This window comes from Micromonospora coriariae (genome assembly GCF_900091455.1).
Taxonomy (GTDB): Bacteria; Actinomycetota; Actinomycetes; order Mycobacteriales; family Micromonosporaceae; genus Micromonospora; species Micromonospora coriariae.
Map to the genome: position 1 here is coordinate 841,585 of NZ_LT607412.1, position 21,308 is coordinate 862,892.

17 protein-coding genes are annotated in these 21,308 nt (G+C 71.7%); 9 read left to right on the top strand and 8 right to left on the bottom strand.

Annotation, left to right across the window (positions count from 1 at the left end):
* Positions 1–117: 117 nt before the first annotated feature.
* Positions 118–711 carry a TetR/AcrR family transcriptional regulator gene (locus GA0070607_RS03865; protein WP_089016930.1) on the bottom strand — a complete coding sequence of 198 codons (594 nt, stop codon included), beginning with the start codon at positions 709–711 and terminating at the stop codon, positions 118–120.
* 140 nt (positions 712–851) lie between these two features.
* Between GA0070607_RS03865 and GA0070607_RS03870 the strand changes: the two genes are divergently transcribed.
* Positions 852–1,871: an aldo/keto reductase gene (locus GA0070607_RS03870; RefSeq protein WP_089021639.1), complete on the top strand. Its 1,020-nt coding sequence runs from the start codon at positions 852–854 to the stop codon at positions 1,869–1,871.
* Between the two features lie 45 nt (positions 1,872–1,916).
* Here GA0070607_RS03870 and GA0070607_RS03875 read toward each other — a convergent pair whose 3' ends face one another.
* Positions 1,917–2,315: a DUF2267 domain-containing protein gene (locus GA0070607_RS03875; protein ID WP_089016931.1), complete on the bottom strand. Its 399-nt coding sequence runs from the start codon at positions 2,313–2,315 to the stop codon at positions 1,917–1,919.
* A gap of 220 nt (positions 2,316–2,535) precedes the next feature.
* Between GA0070607_RS03875 and GA0070607_RS32245 the strand changes: the two genes are divergently transcribed.
* Complete coding sequence (locus GA0070607_RS32245) at positions 2,536–2,694, top strand: hypothetical protein (RefSeq protein WP_157743081.1); 159 nt, start codon at positions 2,536–2,538, stop codon at positions 2,692–2,694.
* A 93-nt stretch (positions 2,695–2,787) separates the two neighbouring features.
* Positions 2,788–3,348, top strand: a complete 561-nt coding sequence (locus GA0070607_RS03880; protein ID WP_089016932.1) for an NADPH-dependent FMN reductase — start codon at positions 2,788–2,790, stop codon at positions 3,346–3,348.
* A 99-nt stretch (positions 3,349–3,447) separates the two neighbouring features.
* Here the strand turns inward: GA0070607_RS03880 and GA0070607_RS03885 are convergent, their stop codons facing one another.
* Positions 3,448–3,939, bottom strand: a complete 492-nt coding sequence (locus GA0070607_RS03885) for a MarR family winged helix-turn-helix transcriptional regulator (RefSeq protein WP_089016933.1) — start codon at positions 3,937–3,939, stop codon at positions 3,448–3,450.
* A gap of 106 nt (positions 3,940–4,045) precedes the next feature.
* Between GA0070607_RS03885 and GA0070607_RS03890 the strand changes: the two genes are divergently transcribed.
* Genes GA0070607_RS03890 through GA0070607_RS03900 form a run of 3 tightly spaced genes read left to right on the top strand, consistent with a single transcriptional unit; the run spans position 4,046 to position 6,860 of the window.
* A complete protein-coding gene (locus GA0070607_RS03890; RefSeq protein ID WP_089016934.1) occupies positions 4,046–5,080 on the top strand; it encodes an LLM class flavin-dependent oxidoreductase in 1,035 nt (344 codons plus the stop codon).
* On the top strand, positions 5,073–6,104 hold the full coding sequence (locus GA0070607_RS03895; RefSeq protein WP_089016935.1) for an LLM class flavin-dependent oxidoreductase: 1,032 nt from the start codon (positions 5,073–5,075) through the stop codon (positions 6,102–6,104). Before GA0070607_RS03890 ends, GA0070607_RS03895 begins: the two co-directional genes overlap by 8 nt.
* Positions 6,105–6,143: 39 nt before the next feature.
* Entirely contained in the window at positions 6,144–6,860 is a 717-nt protein-coding gene (locus tag GA0070607_RS03900; protein WP_089016936.1) for an NADPH-dependent F420 reductase, read from the top strand.
* Positions 6,861–6,864: 4 nt separating this feature from the next.
* Here the strand turns inward: GA0070607_RS03900 and GA0070607_RS03905 are convergent, their stop codons facing one another.
* On the bottom strand, positions 6,865–9,114 hold the full coding sequence (locus tag GA0070607_RS03905; protein WP_231930817.1) for an ATP-binding protein: 2,250 nt from the start codon (positions 9,112–9,114) through the stop codon (positions 6,865–6,867).
* A 169-nt stretch (positions 9,115–9,283) separates the two neighbouring features.
* On the opposite strand from GA0070607_RS03905, the gene GA0070607_RS03910 reads away from it, so the two are divergent.
* The 3 genes from GA0070607_RS03910 to GA0070607_RS03920 all read left to right on the top strand — a co-directional run bounded on the left by GA0070607_RS03910 (position 9,284) and on the right by GA0070607_RS03920 (position 13,784).
* A complete protein-coding gene (locus GA0070607_RS03910; RefSeq protein WP_089016938.1) occupies positions 9,284–9,739 on the top strand; it encodes a carboxymuconolactone decarboxylase family protein in 456 nt (151 codons plus the stop codon).
* Between the two features lie 78 nt (positions 9,740–9,817).
* Positions 9,818–10,279 (top strand): iron chaperone, encoded by a 462-nt coding sequence (locus GA0070607_RS03915; RefSeq protein WP_089016939.1) that lies wholly within the window; start codon positions 9,818–9,820, stop codon positions 10,277–10,279.
* 166 nt (positions 10,280–10,445) lie between these two features.
* Positions 10,446–13,784 (top strand): S8 family peptidase, encoded by a 3,339-nt coding sequence (locus GA0070607_RS03920; RefSeq protein WP_231930819.1) that lies wholly within the window; start codon positions 10,446–10,448, stop codon positions 13,782–13,784.
* A gap of 42 nt (positions 13,785–13,826) precedes the next feature.
* On the opposite strand, the gene GA0070607_RS03925 is transcribed toward GA0070607_RS03920, so the two are convergent.
* From GA0070607_RS03925 to GA0070607_RS03940, 4 genes are all read right to left on the bottom strand, one after another.
* The gene (locus GA0070607_RS03925; protein WP_089016940.1) at positions 13,827–16,706 is read right to left on the bottom strand and encodes an AfsR/SARP family transcriptional regulator; all 2,880 of its coding nucleotides are present in this window, start codon (positions 16,704–16,706) and stop codon (positions 13,827–13,829) included.
* Positions 16,707–16,829: 123 nt separating this feature from the next.
* Positions 16,830–17,354, bottom strand: coding sequence for a sigma-70 family RNA polymerase sigma factor (locus GA0070607_RS03930; RefSeq protein WP_089016941.1), 525 nt, complete (start codon positions 17,352–17,354; stop codon positions 16,830–16,832).
* A 114-nt stretch (positions 17,355–17,468) separates the two neighbouring features.
* Complete coding sequence (locus GA0070607_RS03935; protein ID WP_089016942.1) at positions 17,469–20,282, bottom strand: AfsR/SARP family transcriptional regulator; 2,814 nt, start codon at positions 20,280–20,282, stop codon at positions 17,469–17,471.
* 77 nt (positions 20,283–20,359) lie between these two features.
* Entirely contained in the window at positions 20,360–21,289 is a 930-nt protein-coding gene (locus GA0070607_RS03940) for an RNA polymerase sigma-70 factor (RefSeq protein WP_089016943.1), read from the bottom strand.
* Positions 21,290–21,308 lie beyond the last annotated feature (19 nt).

Sequence of the window (21,308 nt, forward strand, 5' to 3'; positions counted from 1 at the left end):
GCCGTCCACCCCGGGCTGGGCCACCGGGGCAGCCCACCGCCGCCCTCGCGTCACGACGGCCGCCCGTCGAACGCCCATAGGCGGTTTCGGTGCGGCCACGACGGGCGGGGCCGGCGACTATCCCCGGCGGAGCAGTCCGGCGATGAGCAGCTCGACCAGGCGCCGGGCGTCGTAGTTGGGGTCGCTGTCGGCGCCGATGCAGAGATTGCCGACCCCGCGCATCAGTTCGTACGCGTCCATGCCGGGGCGGATCTCGCCGGCATCCGCCGCCGCGCCGAGCAGTTGGTTGCACACGGGCACCAGGCGGTCGAGGAAGTAGGCGTGCAGCGTGTCGAAGCCGGCGTTGTCCGGCTGCAGCACGCCGGCAAGTCCGCGCTTGGTGACCAGGAAGTCAACGAAGAGGTCGATCCATCGCCCGAGGGCGGCGTGCGGAGTCGCGCTGCTCGCGAGCAGAGCCGGCCCGGCCTCGGCGCAGGCATCGACCTGGTGCCGGTAGACGGCGATGATCAGATCGGCGCGCGTCGGGAAGTGCCGGTAGATCGTGCCCGTCCCGACGCCGGCTCTGGCCGCGATGTCTCGGACCGGTGCCTCCACGCCCGAGGTCACGAAGACCGCGGCGGCCGCGTCGAGCAGGGCCTTCTCGTTGCGTACGGCATCGGCCCGCTTACGCGGAGACGCTCCCGTCACACTCTCGTCGCCCTCGGTCGCCACGTTGTTCCCTCCGTCACCGGCCTTGGCAAACGGAACACCGTTCCGTATCGTTTAACGGAGCAAGGTTCCGTTTGCTCATGATGGCAGAGCAGAGGACCGACAACCAACCCACGCCTCACCGACCAGTGGAGGAACACGTCATGCAGTACCGCACCTTGGGCCGCACAGGTGTGCAGGTCAGTTCTCTCGCGCTCGGCGCGATGAACTTCGGCAAGATCGGCCGGACGACCCAGGACGAGGCCACGGCCATCGTCGACGCCGCCCTCGGAGCCGGCATCAACCTCATCGACACCGCCGACATGTACAGCCAGGGCGAGTCGGAGGAGATGGTCGGCAAGGCCATCGCCGGGCGCCGCGACGACATCGTGCTGGCCACGAAGGCCAGCATGCCCATGGGCGACGAACGCAACCATCAGGGCAGCTCGCGCCGCTGGTTGGTCACCGAGTTGGACCACAGCCTGCGCCGCCTGGGCGTCGACCACGTCGACCTCTACCAGATCCACCGGTGGGACCCGCGGACCAGCGATGAGGAGACGCTGTCGGCTCTGACCGACCTGCAGCGCGCCGGGAAGATCCGCTACTTCGGCTCCTCGACCTTTCCCGCGTACCGCATAGTGCAGGCCGAGTGGGCCGCCCGGCAGAACCACCTGAGCCGTTACGTCACCGAACAGCCCGCCTACTCCATCCTGCAGCGCGGGATCGAGACCCACGTCCTGCCCGTGACCGAGCAGTACGGGCTCGGCGTACTGGCGTGGAGTCCCCTGGCCTCCGGCTGGCTGTCCGGCGCGATCCGCGAGGGCCAGGAGATCGCCACCAACCGCTCCGCGTTCATGCCTCAGCGCTTCGACACCACCATCCCCGCCAACCGGGCGAAGCTCGACGCCGTCGAGCGGTTGGCCAAGGTCGCCGACGAGGCCGGCCTGACGATGATCCAGCTAGCGCTCGGGTTCGTCACCGCGCACCCCGCCGTCACCAGCGCGATCATCGGCCCCCGCACCATGGACCATCTGCGCTCTCAGCTCGCCGCGGCGGACACCGTGCTCACCGCTGACGTGCTCGACGCGATCGACGCGATCGTTCCGCCCGGCGTCGACCTTGCCGCGCACGAGAAGTTCGACACCCCACCCGCCCTGCTCGACCCGTCATTGCGGCGCCGCTGACCGCTCCCGCGACGGTCGGTCGTCCACGATCGCGTCGCGGGACCGTCAGGCCTGCCGGCGGACGAACGGCGCGGTCTGGTCGGCGACGTCTCCGTACTCCGCCGGCAGTTGGGTGACCACCTGTTCGTAGTCGGTGGGGTCAAGGGCGTCCCGGAGGACGTCGAAGACCGCCGTCACCCCATCCCTCGCCGCCTCCGCGTCAACGTCCGCGCGGCCGCTCACCCGGTCGACGAAGACGTCGAGGCCGAACCGTTCCGCGGTCTCACTGCCGCCGAAGGCGTACGCCCGGAGCCCGGCGGGAAGCTGGCCGGCCAGATCACGCGCCTCTCCGCCGTCGATCCGTTCGGCCAGGGTGGTCAAGGTGGCCTGCGTGACGGCAGTCGCCTGCTCCGACGACATCCCGGATCGCGTCGCCACCAGGGCGAGGAACTCGTTGTCGTTCACCGTGCGGCCTTCCTCTCGCCGTTGGAGCAGTCGAGTTCCCCGACTCCATGTCGACAAACGAGGTCACACGCCGACGCGACTTCCTGATCCTGCGCCTGCACCGGCGCTCGTCGGCGGTCCGGACCGGAGAGACGGGCCCGGTTTGCGTCGGTTGCGCCCGGGAAGCCAGCGATCAAACAGGTGCGGGTCGCACCTGTGCCGTGGCTGAGGGGAGAGCGACATGGCGGATCGCGACAAGCTCCACGACCTGCGCCAGCAGGCCCACAATGCGGGCATCGAGGGCAACTCGAAGATGACCGAGGACCAGCTCCGGCAGGCGCTACGCAAGGTTGGCAAGGGCGCCGAGCCGCAGATGGCCAAGCGGGAAGCCAAGGGCTGACTGTCGCTGTCGGCGCCGGCACCTGGGTCTTGGTGCTGGCGCCGACGGCGACACCTGGCCCGGCGGCGCTGACCGTGCAAGGAGGAACCGCACATGACCAGGATCGGCATCATCATCGGCAGCACCCGGCCGGGACGGAACGGCGCGGCCGTCGCACAGTGGGTGTACGACATCGCCAGGCAGCGTACGGACGTCGAGTTCGAGCTCGTGGACCTGCTCGACTACAAGCTGCCGCACCTGGACGAGGTGTACCCACCGTCGATGGGCCAGTACCAGCAACCCCACACGCTGGAGTGGGCCAGGAAGATCGCTTCGTTCGACGGCTTCGTGATGGTCACGCCGGAGTACAACCACTCGACCTCCGGCGCGTTGAAGAACGCGATCGACTTCCTCTACAGCGAGTGGAACAACAAGGCCGTCGGGTTCGTCAGCTACGGCTCGGTGGGCGGTGCCCGCGCGGTGGAGCACCTGCGGCTGATCTCCGCTGAGTTGCAGCTGGCCGACGTGCGGTCCCAGGTGGCGCTCTCGCTCTTCACCGACTTCGAGAACTACAGCGTCTTCAAGCCCAACGACTTCCAGCGGGACGCGCTGAACGCCACCCTCGACCAGGTCGTGGCCTGGAGCCAGGCCCTCGCTCCGCTGCGAGCCGCGTAGGAGCCTGCCCCACCTCGAGTCGCCGGGCGTGGTTCTCACCGGCGCCGCGCCGCATCCACGGGGGGACGAGGTGGCGGGCGAGCTTTCGCGGGCGCCGACTCATTCCTCGTCGCGTGGATCGAGCTTCGCGCGAAGCGCCTTCGCGATCTCGCCCGCCGCGACGAGTTGCTCCGGCGTGAGAGCGTCGACGAAGAGCTCGCGAATGGCGCGCAGGTGCGGAACGGTGGACCCCTGGAACGCCTCGGCTCCGGCCGGCGTGAGTAGCACCTCCGACCCTCGGGGAACGGTGGGGCACTCCTGGCGGCGGATGAGTCCGCGCCGCTCCATGCGCCCGAGGTGGTGGGAGAGCCGGCTCCGTTCCCAACCGATGTGTGTCGCCAGTTCGGACGAGCGCATCTGCCGGTCCTGCGCCTCGCTCAGGGCGAGCAGCACGGCGTAGTCCGCGGGCGAGAGCGAGGACTCGACCTGGAGGCGGGACGCGAGCTGCCTCTTGAGTGCTCCCGTCGTCTCGATGAAGTCCCGCCAGACCCGCAGCTCCTCCGCGGTCGGCAGTTGGCGTCCTCTCCGCCGCCCGGGTGTGGCCCTTGTCATCCACTTCTCCTTTGTTGACGCGTCAATTGGCAGGTTAGCATCATTGACGCGTCAACTGCTAAGGCCCCTTACCGGGGCGTCCGGCGGGACCGCATGAGGAGGAGACATGACGGCTGAAGCCTTCGAACTGGGGCTCAACTCGTTCGGGGAGGTGGCCACCGATGGCGACCGGGTCCTGAGCGACGCCGAGACCGTGCGGCTGCTCGTCGACGAGGCGCGGCTCGCGGAGTCGGTCGGGCTCGACGTGTTCAGCCTGGGTGAGCACTACCGGGAGGGCCACAACGACTCGGCCACTCCGGTGCTGCTCGCGGCGATCGCCACAGCGACGCATCGGATCCGCCTCGGCACCTCGGTCACGGTGCTCAGCACGAATGATCCGGTACGGCTCTACCACGAGTTCTCCACGCTCGACGCGGTGTCCAACGGCCGGGCCCAGATTGTTCTCGGGCGCGCGTCGGCCACCGAGTCGTTTCCACTGTTCGGTTACGACCTGGCGGACTACGAGCGGTTGTTCGAGGAGAAGCTCGATCTCTTCGTACGGCTCCAGCGGGACGAACCGGTCACCTGGTCCGGGACCGTGCGCAGCCCGCTGACCGCGCAGCGGCTGCATCCCCGGATGCGGACAGGCGGCATCCCGACGTGGATCGGCGTCGGTGGGAGCCCCAACTCGCTGGTCCGCGCCGCCCGCTACGGGCTTCCGCTCATGATGGCGATCATCGGCGGGCGTCCCCAGCGGTTCGCCGGCCACGTCGACCTCTACCTCCGGGCGCTCAAACAGTCTGGGCATACTGTGCGACCGATCGGGCAACACTCGCTCGGCCTCGTCGCGGACACCGACGAGGAGGCGGTGGAGACGTGGTGGCGGTACTGGCAGCCGGTCGTGGCGGCGCTCGCCGAGGAGCGCGGCTTCTACAAGCCGGACCGCGCGCGCTACGAGGCCGAAATCGACCACGGAGCGCTGTTCGTCGGGTCACCGGAGACGGTCGCGCGGAAGATCGCCACTGTGGCCCGCGGCTTCGACCTCAAATACGACATCATGCACCTGCCCCGCGAGGCACGCGCGCGGACGATCGAGCTGCTGGGCAGCGAGGTCGCGCCGCGGGTCCGGGAGCTGCTGGCGAAGGAGCCCACCCATGTCTGACCTCGAGTTCGGCCTCGACACCTTCGGCGACGTACCGGACGACGACTCCGGCAAGCCGCTCTCCCACGCGGCGGCCATCCGGCAGGTCGTCGACGAGGCGGTGCTTGCCGACCAACTCGGCGTCGACGTCATCGCCCTCGGCGAGCACCACCGGCCCGAATATTCGGTGTCGACGCCGGAAACCGTGCTGGCCGGTATCGCCACCCGCACGTCGCGGATCCGGCTCGCCTCCGGAGTGACCGTACTGAGTTCGGACGACCCGGTCCGGGTGTTCCAGCGCTTCGCGACGGTCGACGCGCTGTCGCACGGCCGGGCCGAGGTCATCCTCGGTCGCGGCTCGTTCACCGAGTCCTTCCCCCTGTTCGGATACGACCTGGCGGACTACGACGTGCTGTTCGAGGAGAAGATCGAGCTGTTCGTGAAGCTGCTGGACGAGCAGCCGGTCACCTGGAGCGGGACGATGCGGGCTCCGCTGGAGAACGCGGACGTCTTCCCGAAGACGGAGTCGGGGCGGCTCACCACCTGGGTGGGTGTCGGCGGCTCGCCGCAGTCGGTGGTGCGTACCGCCCGGTACGGCCTCCCGCTCATGCTCGCCATCATCGGCGGGAGTCCCGAGCGCTTCGCGCCCTACATCGACCTCTACCGGCGGGCGGCCGAGCAGCTCGGCACGACCGCGCACCCGGTCGGGATGCACTCCCCCGGCTTCATCGCCGACACCGACGAGGAGGCGAAGGAGCTGTACTGGCCGCACTACCGGATCATGCGGGACCGGATCGGTGGTCTGCGGGGCTGGCCGCCGATCCGTCGCCAGGAGTTCGACGCCGAGGTGGAGCACGGTTCCCTCTACATCGGCTCACCGGAGACCGTGGCCCGCCGCATCGCCGGGGCGATCCACAGTGTCGGCGTCGGCCGCTTCGACCTCATCTACACGGCGGGAGCGCAGCCGGTCAGCGCCCGGATGCGCGCCGTGGAGCTGTACGGCAGCAAGGTGATCCCGATGGTCCGAGACATCCTGGCGAGCTGACCCGTCCCACCACCCGCATCGGCACCCCGGAAGGAAGACATGAACGGCAACGGCCGGAACAGGCCACAGACCCTCGCCGTCCTCGGCGCCGGCAAGGTGGGCACCGTGCTCGCCCGGCTCGCCGTCGCCGCCGGCTACCGGGTGCTCGTCGCCGGCTCCGGCGACCGGGAGAAGATCGCCCTCACCGTCGAGGTGCTCACACCCGGAGCGGTCGCCACCACCGCGGTCGACGCCGCAACCGCCGCCGACATCGTCATTCTCGCCCTCCCGCTGGGCAAGTACCGCAGCGTTCCCGCCGAGACACTGCGCGGCAAGCTCGTCGTCGACGCCATGAACTACTGGTGGGAGGTCGACGGCATCCGCGACGACCTCACCAACCCGCGCACCTCGTCGAGCGAGACCGTCCAGGCCTTCCTGTCCGGCGCCCGGGTCGTCAAGGCCTTCAACCACATGGGGTACCACGATCTTGAGGACGAGGCGCGGCCCGCCGGAGCAGCCGGCCGCAAGGCCATCGCGATCGCCGGTGACGACGCCGCCGATCTCGCGGTGGTCGCGTCCCTAGTCGACGCGCTGGGCTTCGATCCGGTCGTCGCCGGTCCCCTCGCCGAGGGCGTACGGCTCGAACCGGGCAGCGAGTTGTTCGGCGCCAACGTGAGCGCCGACGAGGTACGGGCCATGCTCGATCGCTTTCCCGGATCCGAACGTGGACGGACCATCGCCGCTGCTCGTTCCGCGACGGCGCCGGACGCGGCGTAGCCGATCAGCGGCCGCCGCGAACGGCTTCCCGCGCCGCAGAAGCGAGCTGCTCGTCGTGCGGCCGGCGCAGCTCACGCGCGAGCTCGATGGTCCGGTCGAGCAGCGCCAGCGCCTCGTCACGGCGACCCGCCACACGGCACGTCTCGGCGTAGCTGTGCAGGAAGTCGATCTCCATCTGCACCTCGGCGAGCGGTTCCAGCAGCTCGAAGGCGCGCCGGTGGTGTTCGAGAGCCTTCTCGGGTGAGCCCATGACCCGCAGCGCGACGCCGAGATAGTTGTGGCACCACGCCTGGTTGTGTTGGAGGTTGTTCTGCTCGGAGAGCCGCAACGCGTCGTGCAGCGCCCGCAGTGACTCCGGCGCGTCGCTCGGTGCCAGTGCGACGCCGAGGGTGACCAGCCCGGTGATCCGGGCGGGCCCGTCGGCCAGGGCGACGGACGCCCGGGCGAGTTCGACGGCTTCGCTGTGCCGCCCGAGGTGCAGTGTCACCCATCCGTCGAAGGCCAACGCCTGGGACTGGCCGGCGCGGCGCCCGATCTTCTCGAACAGCTCGCGCGCCCGCCGGAAGTGCCGTTGCGCCGCTTCGAGATCGCCGAGATCCCGGCGAACCAGGCCGATGCGCAGCGCCAGACCGGCTGCCAGGTCGTCGTCGTCCGACCCGGACCGCTCCGCCAGCTCGTAGGCGGAGAGTGCCTCGGTGAGGCGTCCGGCGGCGGCACGGGCGTAGCCGAGGTCCGCCAGCAGCGAAGCGCGCTGCTGGTCGCGGCCGAGACGTGCCGCTGCCTCGGCGGCACGTTCCAGCAGGCGTGCCTGGTCGTCGGTGCCACGGTGCCGGAAGAACCAGACCCGCATGGCCTGCGGCAGTTCGGCAACCACCTCGTCCATGCCCAGGCGCACGGCGGCGTCGAAGCAGGCGATCAGGTTGACGTACTCGAGGTCGAACCAGGCCATGGCCTCCGCCGGATCGCCCGGCGACGGTTCCTTACGGTACGGCGAGGGCAACGTCCGCTCGTGGACGACCGCCTGCGCCAGATAGTGCGACAGGACCCGGCGCAGGGCGGCGTCCGCCTGCGGCTCCTCGTCGGCGGCGAGGTCCGCCGCGTACTGCCGGATCAGGTCGTGCATCCGGTAACGCCCGGGCGAGAGCTCCTGGATCAGGTGGGCGTCGACCAGCTCCTCCAGCACCGAGCCAAGCCGGTCGGGCGGCATGTCGGCGAGCGCGCCGGCCACCGCCGCGTCGAAGTCGGCGCCCGGCAGCACGCCCAGTAGCCGGAACACGCGACGCTGGACCGCGTCGAGCTGCTGGAGCGACATGCCGAACACGGAGTCGAAACGGCTGGCCGTGTCGCGCAGCCGCTCGGCCAGCACCGCGACCGTCCAGCCTGGACGATGACGAAGCCGTGCGCCCGCCATCCGCAGCGCGAGCGGAAGCCCGCCGCACTGCCGCAGCACCTGGCCGACCGCCTCCTTCTCGGCGAGCGTGAGCCCGGCCGCCCGGCCGAACAGGGTCGCCGCGTCGCCGTCGGCCAGAGGCGCCAGAGACACCGGCGGCACCCCGTCCAGACTGACCAACCGGTGGCGGCTGGTGACCAGGACCGTCGACTTGCCCGCGCCGGGCAGCAGTGGGCGCACCTGCTCCGCGTCGACCGCGTTGTCGAGCACGACGAGCGCCCGCCGGCGGGACATCTCCGACCGCCAGAGCGCCGCGCGTTCGACGGCGCCGGCCGGAGGGTGCGTGACGTCCAACGCGCTCAGCAGCCGGCCCAGCGCGACCAGCGGCTCCAGCGGCTCCTGGCCCGGGGTGAAACCGTGCAGGTCGAGGTAGAGCCCGCCATCCGGATACGAAGGGGCGAGGCGATGGGCCACGTGCACGGCCAGGCTGGTCTTGCCCACGCCCGCCATGCCGTCGATGGCGACCGCGCCGGCGGTCCGCAGCAACTCTTCGACAAGCCCGGACTCCGCCTCGCGACCGGTGAAGTCGAACAGGTCGGCCGGCAGGTCGTTGCGGCGTGGGACGGGCGCCGGGCCGGCCTGCGCCGCCTCGGCCCACACCGCACGCAGCGGCCGGGGGTCACGGCCCACGGCCCGGCACAGCGCCACGACGGCGTCCCACGGCGGCACCAGCCGACCGGTCAGGTACCGGGACAGCGACGAGCTGCTCAGACCGGACTCGCGGGCAAGGGCGCGCAGGCTGAGCCCGCTCAGCTCCTTGATCCGGGCCAGCTGAGCCACCAGTTGCTCCTGAGGGCTGGACACCCGCAACACCGTACCGTCCCGGCCCGCGCCAGCGGATCGGTGCTGCGTCTGCGCTGCTGGAGAGGCGTCTCCGTGTCCCACGGTGTCCCACGGGCCGCGCGCAACTCGGCACGCCGATGGTCGGATGACTCCCGTCAGAGACACGCACGACGAAGACGAAGGAGAAGCGATGTCGACCCAGCGCATGCCGAACCCGGCGGTTCTGCTCCCCGACGCGATGGAGGCCCTGATGGCCGTCAACCGGGCCGTCGCGGGCGCCGGGCTGGACGGCAAGCTGTTGGCGCTGAGCCACCTGCGGGCCAGCCAGATCAACGGCTGCGGCCCGTGTGTGGCTGGGGGCGCCCACCAGGCCCGCCAGCACGGTGCGACCGCCGACCAGGTGGACTCCGTCGCCGCGTGGCGGGAGACGCCCTGGTTCAGCGACGAGGAGCGCGCCGCGCTGGCGCTGACCGAGGCCGTGACCCGGCTCGCCGACCGGTCGGACCCGGTGCCGGACCACCTGTGGGACCTGGCCGCCAAGCACTTCGACCAGAAGGAACTGGCCGCGCTGCTGCTCAACATCGCGATGACCAACGCCTTCAACCGGCTCAACGCGCCGACCCGCCAGCAGGCGGGCACGTGGTGACCCGTTCCTGATCGAACCAGACAGTGCTGTACCGACCCGTACCACCCGAAGCCACACGTCACCGAGAGGACATCTGACATGTCGACCACGACGAAGACCACCACCACCGCGAACGGCGAGCAGTACGACGGCTTCACCGAGGAGGAGCGCGGCGCGATGAAGGAGCGTGCCAAGGAGCTGAAGACGCGCGCTCGGCGGGGTGCCAAGGCCGACACCGAGCCCGACGTGCTCGCGAAGATCGCCGAGATGGCGGAGTCGGACCGGGTGATCGCCGAGCGGCTGCACGCCGTGATCAAGGCCAACGCGCCGGTCCTCACCCCGAAGCTCTGGTACGGGATGCCCGCGTACGCCCGCGACGGCAAGGTGGTCTGCTTCTTCCAGAGCGCGGCGAAGTTCAAGACGCGGTACGCGACGCTCGGCTTCAGTGACCAGGCGAACCTCGACGAGGGCACCATGTGGTCGTGCTACTTCGCGCTGACCGAGCTGACGGCCGACGACGAGGCGCGGATCGGCGCGCTCGTGCGGCAGGCGGTGAGCTGAAAACCAGGCGCTCCTCGGCGGGAGGTCGGACGTCCGTTGGCCGACCTCCCGCCGATGCGCCGGCCCACACCGGCTCAACCACTGTGACCCGCGTCACTCGCCTTGAACTTTCACCCGCCGGTCACGTCCGGAGCACCTGGATACCTCTCGAGTTCATCCAGGGAGAATGATGCGTTCAGTTCGCAAGTTATCGGCGCTGGCACTGCTGGTGCTGGGCGTCTCGGCGGTGGCTCCGGGCGGTGTGCCGGCATCGGCGCAGCCCCGGGCCACGAAGCCGGCGACCAAACCCGCGGTCGCGTCCAAGCCCCGGACGGTCACTCTGCTCACCGGCGACACCGTCCACCTCAGCACGGTGAACGGCAAGACAGCCGTCGACGTCGTGCCGGGCAAGGACCGGGAACGGATCCCGTTCATCACCCACAGCGCCGGCGAGGACGTGCGGGTCATCCCCGCCGACGCCGTCGGCCTGCTCAACCGGGGCAAGCTCGACGCACGGCTCTTCGACATCTCGACGCTGGTCCGCTTCGGCTACGACGACACCCGCGCCACCCTGCCGCTCATCGTCCAGCACAACAGCGCCGCGTCCGCCAAGCTCACCGGCGCGCGGACCACCCGGGAACTCTCCGGGGCGAGCGCTGTCGCGGAGAACCGGGCGGACGCGGTGTCCTTCTGGAACAACCTCACGTCCACAGCGGGTGGCACCGAGCGCAAACTGCGGACCGGGTTCGAGAAGGTCTGGCTCGACGGGCTGCGCCAGCCCAGCCTTGACGTCAGCGTGCCGATGACCGGCGCGCCGCAGGCCTGGCAGGCCGGCTGGACGGGCACGGGGGTGAAGGTCGGCGTGATCGACACCGGCGTGGACCAGACCCATCCCGACCTGGCCGGTCACGTCGCCGCCGCGGAGAACTTCACCACCGAGCCGGACGCCCTCGACCGGGTCGGCCACGGCACCCACGTCGCCTCCACCATCGCCGGCAGCGGAGCCGCGTCGCAGGGCCGTTTCAAGGGCATGGCGCCCGGCGCGAAGCTCTACAGCGCCAAGGTCTGCATCCAGGAGGGCTGCCCGGAGTCGGCGATCCTGGCTGGCATGACCTGGGCGGCGGAGCAGGGAGCCAAGGTCGTCAACATGAGCCTCGGCGGCCCGGACAGCCCGGAGACCGACCCGATCGAGGCGGCGCTGACCGACCTCACCCACCGCTACGGCGTGCTCTTCGTCGTAGCCGCGGGCAACAGCGGCCTGGCCGGTGATTCCACAGTGGACTCGCCCGGCTCCGTGGCCGAGGCGCTGACCGTGGGCGCCGTGACCAAGACGGGCGAGCTGGCCGAGTTCTCGGGACGGGGCCCGCGCACGGGCGACGCCGGCATCAAGCCGGAGATCACCGCTCCCGGCGTCGGCATCGTCGCCGCCCGCAGCTCGACCTCCGACCTGTGGCCGGACGACGAGAACCCGCAGTACACCAGCATGAACGGCACCTCGATGGCGACGCCGCACGTGGCCGGCGCGGCGGCGATCCTGACCCAGCAGCACCCCGACTGGGCGCCGGAGCGGATCAAGTCCACGCTGATGGCGGCCGCGCAGCCGAACAGCGCCACCGGCGTCTACGAGCAGGGCGCGGGCTTCCTCGACGTCGCCCGGGCGATCCGGCAGACGGTCACGGCGAGCCCGGTCAGCGTCGCCTTCGAGCGGACCACCGCCGCGCAGACGCGCACTGTCACGTACGCGAACAGCGGCTCCTCCCCCCTCACCCTGGCTGTCGCCCTCGATGCCAAGGACGCCGACGGCGCCCCCGCGCCGGCCGGCCTGTTCGGCCTCAGCGCCTCCTCGGTGACGGTCCCGGCCGGCGGCACGGCCACCGTCACAGTGACCGTGCAGGCCGGCGCCGGCCTGCCCGACCGCTACTTCGGCGGTGAGGTGACCGCCACCGGCGGCGGCACGCAGGTGCAGACCCCGGTCGCGCTCGACATCGCCCGCAGCGAGTTGGCACTCAAGCTCGTCGGGCCGGACGGCGGCGCACCCAGGGCGGACCAGGGCTGGGTGACCATGCTGACCGACCTGGACCGGCAGACCCTCCTGGAGCTCGGCGACCCCACGGCCACCACGTACCGCGTCCGCGCGGGCCGCTACCTGGTCCAGACCTACATGGTGAGCAATGACCCGGGCTTCCCGACCATCACTTCGCTGGTGCGCCCGAGCCTCGACCTGACTACGGACCAGGCGCTCACCATGGACACCCGCCTGGCGAAGCCGATCGCGGTGTCGGTGCCGAACCCGGAGGCCACCGCGGTCTTCCAGGAGTCCGGCTGGACGATCCGGACCGAGGAGCCGCAGATCTGGGGCAGCAACGACCCGTTCGGCGTGCTGATGAACGTCCCCTTCGACCACGTGCGGACCGCGCAGATCGGGGCCGGCAAGACGCCCGGCTTCGTCTCCTACGTCAACGGGATGTGGGGCCAGGTGGCCCAGGACGGCAGCCTGCACAACAGCCCGTACGTCTACCGGGTCTACCTCTACGAGCCGCAGAAGATGATGACCGGGCTGAACCGCAAGCTGCGCGCGGGCGACTTCGCCACGGTCCGCTCCCAGGTCAGCGCGGACGTGGCCGACGTGCCGGTTGCGCGGCTCGCGCGCGCACACGCGCCCGGCAACTCGCCGGTCTACCGCACCGAGCGCGTAGGCCCGCCGAGCTTCACCTACGACGTGCCGAGCACCATCACCGAGTATTACAACCAGGACAAGAAGGCGGTGTGGCAGTCGACCTCGGGCCAGCCGGGGTACACGTACTACGAGTCGGCATGGACCAGCTTCCGGCCCGGGCGCACGTACGACGTGAAGTGGGCCAACGCGGTGGCCGGCCCGGTCTTCCCGGAACCGAACTTCGGCCAGCAGTTCGCCACCCGATACTGGGGCGACACGATGGGCGGGCCGGGGCCGCTGCACGGTGACGGCGCCGGGCACATGGGCTTCCGGCACGTCGTCGGTGGCAGCGTGCAGGTGGACCTCTACCGCAACGGGGTCAAGATCGGCGACGCGAACCAGGCGCCCTGGACGTGGGACGTGCCCGCGGAGAAGGGTGACTACCGGCTGGCCGCGACGTTCCGCAGCGACCCGGCCTTCACCCTGTCGACAGTGGTCGACGCCGAGTGGACCTTCAAGTCCGCCCACGTGGCCGACGGCGATCTGGTGAAGCTGCCGATGACGGCGATCCGATACACCCCGGAGCTCGACATCGACAACAGGGCGCCGGCCGGCCGGCCTTTCGCCATCCCGGTCTCGCTCGACCGGCAGGTCGGGGCGGCGCCCGGCCGGACCAGGACCCTGACCGTCGAGGCGTCCTTCGACGACGGCAAGACCTGGCGCAAGCTGACCGTGAAGCGGTCCGGCGAGAAGGCGGTCGCCTGGGTACACAACCCGGCCGGCACCGGTTTCGTCTCGCTGCGGTCCGCCGCGACGGACACCAGCGGTAACACGGTCAAGCAGACCGTGATCCGCGCCTACCGGTACTGAGGATGGGACCCGGGCGCGGCGCTTACCGGCGCCGCGTCCGGGTCACCGGTGCCAGAGCAGCCGGTCACGGATGCGCCGGGCGATCGGCGAGTCCGTCCCGTCGAGCTCGGCGAGGGCCTCGCTCCACGCCTTCCCGGCCAGGGCCGGGTCGCCGTTGGCGGAGTGGAAGTCGCCGATGGCGACCAGCACCTCCGCGGTGTGGTGGGTCGCCCGGGCACCGCGAAAGGTGTCGAGCGCCTGCTGCCAGATCACCAACGCCTGCGGCAGGTCGTCGATCATCGAGTACGTGTGCGCCAGCCAGGCCTGGGTGGTTCCCACCCCGTGCCGGTCGCCGAGGGCCTCGAACTGCCGCTGCGCCTCGACGAACATGCCCAGCGCCTCGGAGTGCCGGCCGAGCCAGCCCTGTGCCCGGGCGATGACCAGCAGGGCGTTGGTGGCGCCCCGCACGTTGCCCTCAGCGTGAAAGAGCGCCCGCGCGGCCTCGGCATGCCGGATCGCCTCGTGGTAGCGCCTCTGCTCCAGCCGGATCTCGGCGATGTTGTTCTCCACGTGGCCCTGCTCGGCGCGCCGGCCGAGCCGGTCGAAGAGCACCCGGGCGTGCTGCAGGTGTGACAGCCCGCGGTCGAGATCGGCCAGGAAGTAGCAGGCGCCGGCGAGGCTGCGGTGCAGCAGGGCCTGGGCGGCGGGGTCGTCCCCGGCTGCGGCGAGGCCCGCGCTCACCGTTGCCGCCCACTGCTTGAACTGCGCGGTGTCCTGGAAGTAGTTCTGCATTGCCAACGCGATCTGCCAGGCCGTGCTCGGCCGGCCGCGCTCCCTGGCCCGGGCGACGATGTCGGTCAACACCCGCTGCTCGTCTGCGAACCAGGCCATCGCGTCGGCCCGGCCGGTGAAGCCGCGCCCGGTGACTCCGCGTTCGGACGGCTCCGGCACGGACAGCGGCACCTGCGGCTGCAAGGGCAGATGCGCCGCGTACGCGCTGAGCTGGTAATAGTCGTAGACCCGCTCGATGGCAGCGTCCCGTTCGGCCGCGTCGTCGTGCTCCTCGCCGAGCTCCACAGCGTAGGCGCGCAGCAGATCATGCATGCGCCACCGGCCGTCGCCCGGCTGGACCAGCAGCTGTGCCCCGAGCTCGGCGAGCAGACCGCGGGCGGCGCGCAGGGACAGGCCGCCCAGGGCGGCTGCCGCCTCCGTGCTCAGCTCCCCGGCCGGGTGCAGGGGCAGCAGCCGGAAGAGCCGGGCTGCTCCGGGAGTCAGGGCTCGGTAGGACCAGGAGAAGATGGCCTCCAGATCGGCGTGTGCGTCACCGAAGCCGGCCAGCCGGCCGTCGGCCTCGGCCAGCTCAGCGGCGACCGCGGGCAGGCTGAGCCCGGTCCGGCCGACGCCGCGGGTGGCGACCAGCGCCAGGGCCAGCGGCAGCCGGCCGCACCGCGCGATGATCTCGTTGACGGCATCCGGGTCGGCGGCGGCCGCGTCACCGAGCCGGCGGGTGAGCAGCTCGCGGGCCTCGGCGTCGGTCAGCAGGTCGAGGTGCAGCGCGTGGGCGCCCGCCGGGCCGGCCCCACCGGTGATCCGGCGGCGGCTGGTGGCGATGACGAGACTGCCGCCGGTCCCGGGCAGCAGGTGCCGGATCTGGTCCCAGTCGCGGCAGTTGTCGAGCAGGATCAGCATCCGGCGCTCGGCCAGGATGCTGCGGTACAGGCCGGCCTGGGCGTGCAGTTCGGCCGGGATGGCGGCCGGCGTGACCCCGAGGGACCACAGGAAGCCGCGCAACGCCTCCGTCGGTGTCATCACTGAGTCGCCGGAGTCGAAGCCGCGCAGGTCCGCGTGCAACTGCCCATCGGGGTAGCGGGCGGCCAGCTGATGGGCCAGGTGCACGGCGAAGGTCGTCTTCCCGACCCCGGGCATTCCGTCGATGACCAGCGCCGTGGTCCGCCCGTCTTCGGCCAGCAACTCCTGCGCGGCGGCCACGACGCCGCGACGACCGATGAAGTAGGGGTGGTCGGCCGGCAACTGGGCCGGCGGCTCGGCCCGGGTCGCCGGCGACAACTCCCGCTCGGTTGGCGGCCACGATTCGGCCTCCGCACCACCGGGCGGCGCTGCGGGCCGCATGACTGCCGGTCTGACGCCGGGCCGCGACCTGGATCCGTCGGCCGGCACATCGTTGTCGAACAGGCGCTTCCGGGCTTCGCGCAGGTCGCTGCCCGGCTGGATGCCGAGCTCGTCGGCGAGCCGGTGCTCGATGTCCGCATAGGTCGCGAGGGCCTCGGCCCGGCGGCCGTCCGCGGCGAGCGCGAGCAGCAGGCACGCCTGCAGCGCCTCGTCCAGCGGCTCGTATTCGGCGGCGAGCCGGATGGCGGGCAGCACCACGTGGACGCATCCGGCCCGCAGAGCGACGTCGGTCGCCGCCCGGACCGCCGCGAACCGCTCGCCGTCGACAGCGACGAACTCCGGATGGGCACGGCCGCCGGTCCGCAGGCCCGAGGCGCACCGGTCGCGCCACAGCGCCAGCGCCTCCCGGTAGAGCTCGACGGCCCGCTCGCCGGAGCTGCCGCCGGCCTGGGCGATCAGACGCCGGAAACGCAGCAGATCGAGCGACTCCGCGTCGATCCGCAGCCGGTACTCGGCGCCGTCACGGATCAGTACCGAGCCCGCTGCCCTCGTCGGCAGGCCCGGCTCGAAGCGCCGACGGAGGATCCCGACGTGCCGGTGCACCACGTTGACCGCGCTGGGTGGAGGCTCGGACTCCCAGAGCAGGTCGACGAGTTCGGCGATGCTGACCGCGCCGCCGGCCCGGGCGAGCAGCAACGCCAGGATCAGCCGCTGCTGTCGGGTGCCCAGGTCGATCTCGAAGTGGCCGCGCCAGGCGCGCACCGGGCCGAGAACGGCGAAGGAGAGCGGGCCGGTCATCTTGCTGCGATCCATACAGGGCTGGTTGCCACGATCGCGTCAGCATGGCAAAGCCCCGAGCCGCGAGGCGGGCGCGCGTCGGGGCATTGTGAGCCTCGACTCAGCGGGTGACTCGCTGGCGGGCGGATTCGCCCCTGTTCAGGCCGCCTTGAGGCCGGTGCGCAGGGCGCGCATCGCATGGTGGGTCCGGGATTTCACTGTGCCGATCGGCACTCCCAGCCGGCCCGCGACCTCCGCCGGTGACCTCCCAACCAGGTAGACCTCGGAGAGCAGGCTGCGCTGCGCCGGGGTCAGCCGTCCGAGCGCGTACCGGATGGCGTACGACGCGAGTGCGGTGCCGGTCGTGTCGTCACCGGAGGGAATCCAGGTCATGTCGACGAGATGGACCTCGGCCGGGCGGCCCCGCCGCAGCCGGACGCCGTCGATGACGAGCCGCCGGGCGACGGTGACGAGCCAGCGGCGGGCGGCATCGGGCTCGGCCGGCACCGAGTCGAGGTGCCGCCAGGCGCGCAGCATCGTCTCCTGGAGAAGGTCCTCGGCGGTCTGCCGCTGGCCACGGGTCAGCACGAGCAGGATACGCAGCACGGCACGGGCGTGGTCCGCGTGCAGCGCGGTCATGCGCTCGGCCCGGCCGGTCGGTGATTCGTCGGGTGCCCGCAGCACGACATTTCCCCCACAGGCAGGAGCAACGGTGAATGAGGCATGAGCCTAGGGACGAGCGCTGCCAATGGACTGATGCGTTAGTGCGGATCGAGTGCCGTCGCCGATCGCAACCGGTCACGGACGCGACGTGACCGCCGCGAGCAGGCCGGCGAGCCGCAGGCCGGTCCGGCTCTGCGCGTACGGGATCAGAGCCAACGCCTCCTGCCATGCCCGTACCGCGGCGTCCTGGTCGCCGGTGGCGGCGAGGGCGTCGCCGAGCAGCGCCAGCACTTCCGCGGCCGGGGCCGACGCCGACGCCTCCTGGTACGCGACGGCCGCCTCGCGCCAACAGGCGACCGCCGTGCCGAACTCCTGGCGGGCGGAGTGCACCTGGCCGAGCACCTCCCACGCCTCGGCGACGCCAAGGCTGTACTGCGCTCCGCGTGACAGCGCCATCGCCTGCTCGGCGCAGCGCACGGCCTCTTCCTCCCGGCCCAGTTCGGCGTTGCTCGCGGCCATGATCACCAGAGCGTCCGCGAACAGCTTGTCGTCTCCGGCCGCCCACGGCCCCAGGACCGCCGAGAGCGTCCGGACGACCTCCTCGTGTCGCCCCTGGGCTGCCAGGATCATCACCCGGTTGATCGTGGCCCGGGTCAGTTCGTCGTGCAGGCCGAGCCGGGCGAGCAGATCGAGCGCCTGGTCGAGATGCCCGATCGCGGTCTCGTGCTCGTGCCGGAAGTACGCCGCCCCGGCCAGGCTGCGGTGCATCCGGGCCTGCCCAACCAGGTCGCCGCCCGCCCGAGCGGCATCGAGGGCCGCCTCGCCGGTGGCCGTCCAGTCTGCCCACCTGCCGGTGCGGTCGAAGAAGTGTTGCATGCCCAGGGCAAGCTGCCAGGCCTCGGTGTGCCAGCCCTGCCGGGCGGCCCGGGCGACCAGCGCGATCAGGACCTGCCGCTCGGCGCTGAACCAGCGTATGGCGTCACCGTGGCCGGCGAAGCGCAGTGGGGTCTCGCCCGGCCCCAGCTCGATCATCGGGTGGTGCTCGGAGGTCAGCAGCTGTCGGTGCGCCTGGTAGCAGGTGGCCCGGTAGAAGTGCAGGCAGCGCAGCTCCGCGGCAGCGCGCTCCGCGGGGCTGTCGTTCTCCTCGCCGAGCTCCGCGGCGTAGGCCAGCAGCAGGTCGTGGGTGCGGTAGCGGCCCGGCAGTTCCTCGCTGATCAGGTGCGCGCGGCTCAACTCGCCGATCAGCGTCCGCCCGGTCCGCAGTGGGACGCCGGCCAGGCCCGCCGCCCCGGCGATCGAGATGTCGGGGCCAGGATGGATCGGCAGCAGCCGGAAGAGTCGTGCGGCCGGGGCGGTAAGTGCCTGGTAGGACCAGGAGAAGGCGGCACGCAGGCCGGTCTGCGGGTCGTCGCCGTCGAAGCCGTCCAGGCTGCCGGGCGCGCGGGCCAATTCGGCGGCGATCTGCGCCGGCGGCGTGCGCGGCAGACTCGCCGCGCGGGCGGCCACCACGGCCAGCGCGAGCGGCAGCCGCCCGCAGCTGGCGATGACGGCGTCGATCGCGGCCGGGTCCGCCGCGACGCGGCCGGCGCCGAGGGGCCGCAGGAGCGCCGCGCGGGCCTCGTCGAGGCTCGGCAGGCCGACCGGCAACGGGTGGGCGCCGGCCGTGGTCAGCAGGCTGCTGAGCCGGCTGCGACTGGTGACGATCGCCAGACAGCCGGCGCTGCCCGGCAGCAGGTGCCGGATCTGCTCGGCGTCCCGGCAGTTGTCGAGCACGATCAGCAGGCGTCGACCGGCGAGGCTGCTGCGGTACATGCCCGCCTGGGCGTGCAACTCGGCGGGAATGCCGTCCTGGGGCACCCCGAGCGAGCCGAGGAAGCCGCGCAGCGCCTCGGCCGGGCTCATCGCCGGCTCGCGCCCGTCGTATCCGCGCAGGTCGACATACAACTGCCCGTCCGGATAGTCGGCGGCGAAGGTGTGGGCGAGGTGGACGGCGAGGGCGGTCTTGCCGATCCCGGGCATGCCGTCGATCGCGAGCACCGCCGGACCGCCCGGGCGCGCGACCGCCGCGCGGGCTTCGGCGACGAGGTCGTCCCGACCGCTGAAGAAGGGCAGGTCCGGCGGCAACTGCGCGGGCCGGGGAACGGGCGACGGCGAGTCGGTACGCGCCGGCCTTGTGCGTTGGTGCAGCAGCCGGTCGTACGCCTCCCGCAGTTCCTCACCCGGATCGATGCCCAGGTCGTCGGCGAGCCGGCGGCGCACCGTCCGGTACGTCTCGACGGCTTCGGCCTGGCGGCCGTCGGCGGCGAGCGCCAGCAACAACCGGGCCTGCAACGACTCGTCGAGCGGGTGCTGCTCGGCGGCCTGCCGCAGCGGCGTCAGCACCGCGCTCATCCGGCCGCAGCGCTCGGCTGCGTCGGCTGCCGCGCGCACGGCCGCAGCGCGTTCGGCCTCCACCGCGAGGAACGCGGGATGCAGGCGGGATGCCGGTTCCAGGCCCGCCGCGCACCGGCCGCGCCACAGCCGCAGCCCGTCGAGGGAATGCCGCAGCGCCGACTCCGGGTCGCCGTCCTGCAGGCTCCGGCCCGCCAGCCGGCTCAACGACCGGAACTTCAGCAGGTCGAGGGACGCTTCGTCGGCGCGCAGCCGATAGCCCGAGAGCTCCCGGAGGATGTGCCGTCCCGCCGAACGGTTGGGCAGGCCGGGTTCGAGCAGCCGCCGGAGCACCCCGACGTGCCGGTGCACGACGTTCGCGGCGCTGGGCGGGGGCTCCTCGTCCCAGAGCAGGTCGACCAGTTCGGCCAGGGAGACCGGTGAACCGGCCCGGGCCAGCAACAACGCGAGCACCAGGCGCTGCTGGCGCGCCCCCAGATGCAGCTCGACGCCGGCGCGGACGACCCTGATCGAGCCGAGCACCGAGAACCCGATCGTCTCACCCGCCTCCGCCCGCACGCCGGCAACGGTAACCGGCCGACCGTCACCTGGGACCTCGCGGCCACCGCCGCAGGGCGAGCCTGGATCTCACGGCCTCAGCGACGCAGGGCTGTCGCACGCTGCATGTGCGACAGCTTCTCCGGGTTGCGCACGGCGTAGAGCCCGGTGATGAGGCCGTCGTCGATGCGCAGCGCGATGACCGTGTCGATCTCGCCGTCGAGCCGCAGAACCAACGACGGGTAGCCGTTGACCTGGGCCGGTTGCAGCGACGTGGCGGCGATCCTGAACTGCTTGGAGGCCATCAGCCGCGCCACCTTGTCGGCGCCGGCGATGGGCCGCAGCACGGCCTGTCTGACTCCGCCACCGTCACCCAGGAGCACGACGTCCGGCGCGAGGATGTCGAGCAGGCCCTGCACGTCCCCGGTCTCGACCGCCCGCTGGAACGCCTCCAGCGCACCTTTGGTCTCGGCCGGAGAAACCACCCCGCGGGGCCGGCGCGCGGCCACGTGCGCGCGCGCCCGGTGGGCGATCTGGCGGACCGCGGCCGGGCTCTTGTCGACGGCGTCGGCAATCTCGTCGTAGGCCAGATCGAACACCTCGCGCAGGACGAACACCGCCCGCTCGGTCGGCGCGAGCGTCTCCAGCACCAGCAGCATCGCCATCGAGACGCTCTCGGCCAGTTCCACGTCCTCGGCGACGTCGGGCGTGGTCAGCAGGGGCTCCGGGAGCCAGGAGCCGACGTAGGACTCCCTGCGGCGGCTGAGCGTACGCAGCCGGCTGAGTGACTGGCGGGTGGCGATCCGGACCAGGTACGCGCGCTGGTCCCGCACAGTGTCGAGGTCGACGTCCGCCCACCGCAGCCAGGTCTCCTGGAGGACGTCCTCGGCGTCGGCGGCGGAGCCGAGCATCTCGTAGGCGACAGTGAAGAGCAGGTTGCGGTGGGTGACGAACGCGTCGGTGGCGGGGTCCGTACGGCGACCCTCCCTCGTGGCGGCGTCTGCAGCGTCCGGAATTGCGCTGGCCATGGGTCGCTCCTGTCGCTTC